This is a genomic window from Streptomyces sp. NPDC007983, assembly GCF_042958345.1.
GTDB lineage: Bacteria > Actinomycetota > Actinomycetes > Streptomycetales > Streptomycetaceae > Streptomyces.
In genome coordinates this window covers 1-1,412 of the sequence record NZ_JBIBJI010000068.1, presented here as the reverse complement: position 1 = coordinate 1,412, position 1,412 = coordinate 1, and the positions used below count along the sequence as shown (strand labels likewise).

The following is a 1,412-nucleotide window of genomic DNA, read 5'->3' as shown; positions in this document are numbered from 1 at the left end:
ACACAGTGGACGCGAGCAACTGAGGACAAGCCCTCGGCCTATTAGTACCAGTCAACTCCACCGGTCACCCGGCTTCCATATCTGGCCTATCAACCCAGTCGTCTACTGGGAGCCTTACCCCATCAAGTGGGTGGGAGCCCTCATCTCGAAGCAGGCTTCCCGCTTAGATGCTTTCAGCGGTTATCCCTCCCGAACGTAGCCAACCAGCCATGCCCTTGGCAGGACAACTGGCACACCAGAGGTTCGTCCGTCCCGGTCCTCTCGTACTAGGGACAGCCCTTCTCAAGACTCCTACGCGCACAGCGGATAGGGACCGAACTGTCTCACGACGTTCTAAACCCAGCTCGCGTACCGCTTTAATGGGCGAACAGCCCAACCCTTGGGACCGACTCCAGCCCCAGGATGCGACGAGCCGACATCGAGGTGCCAAACCATCCCGTCGATATGGACTCTTGGGGAAGATCAGCCTGTTATCCCCGGGGTACCTTTTATCCGTTGAGCGACGGCGCTTCCACAAGCCACCGCCGGATCACTAGTCCCGACTTTCGTCCCTGCTCGACCCGTCGGTCTCACAGTCAAGCTCCCTTGTGCACTTACACTCAACACCTGATTGCCAACCAGGCTGAGGGAACCTTTGGGCGCCTCCGTTACCCTTTAGGAGGCAACCGCCCCAGTTAAACTACCCACCAGACACTGTCCCTGATCCGGATCACGGACCCAGGTTAGACATCCAGCACGACCAGAGTGGTATTTCAACAATGACTCCACACTGACTGGCGTCAGCGCTTCACAGTCTCCCACCTATCCTACACAAGCCGAACCGAACACCAATATCAAGCTGTAGTAAAGGTCCCGGGGTCTTTCCGTCCTGCTGCGCGAAACGAGCATCTTTACTCGTAATGCAATTTCACCGGGCCTATGGTTGAGACAGTCGAGAAGTCGTTACGCCATTCGTGCAGGTCGGAACTTACCCGACAAGGAATTTCGCTACCTTAGGATGGTTATAGTTACCACCGCCGTTTACTGGCGCTTAAGTTCTCAGCTTCGCCCCACCGAAATGGAGCTAACCGGTCCCCTTAACGTTCCAGCACCGGGCAGGCGTCAGTCCGTATACATCGCCTTACGGCTTCGCACGGACCTGTGTTTTTAGTAAACAGTCGCTTCTCGCTGGTCTCTGCGGCCACCACCAGCTCAAGGAGCAAGTCCCATCACCAGCAATGGCCCCCCTTCTCCCGAAGTTACGGGGGCATTTTGCCGAGTTCCTTAACCATAGTTCACCCGAACGCCTCGGTATTCTCTACCTGACCACCTGAGTCGGTTTAGGGTACGGGCCGCCATGAAACTCGCTAGAGGCTTTTCTCGACAGCATAGGATCATCCACTTCACCACAATCGGCTCGGCATCAGGTCTCA

General features: G+C 56.4%; 1 rRNA gene. It reads right to left on the bottom strand.

The window, feature by feature from the left end:
* Positions 1–21: 21 nt before the first annotated feature.
* Positions 22–1,412: ribosomal RNA gene (locus ACFZCY_RS45470) — 23S ribosomal RNA — on the bottom strand; the annotation flags it as partial.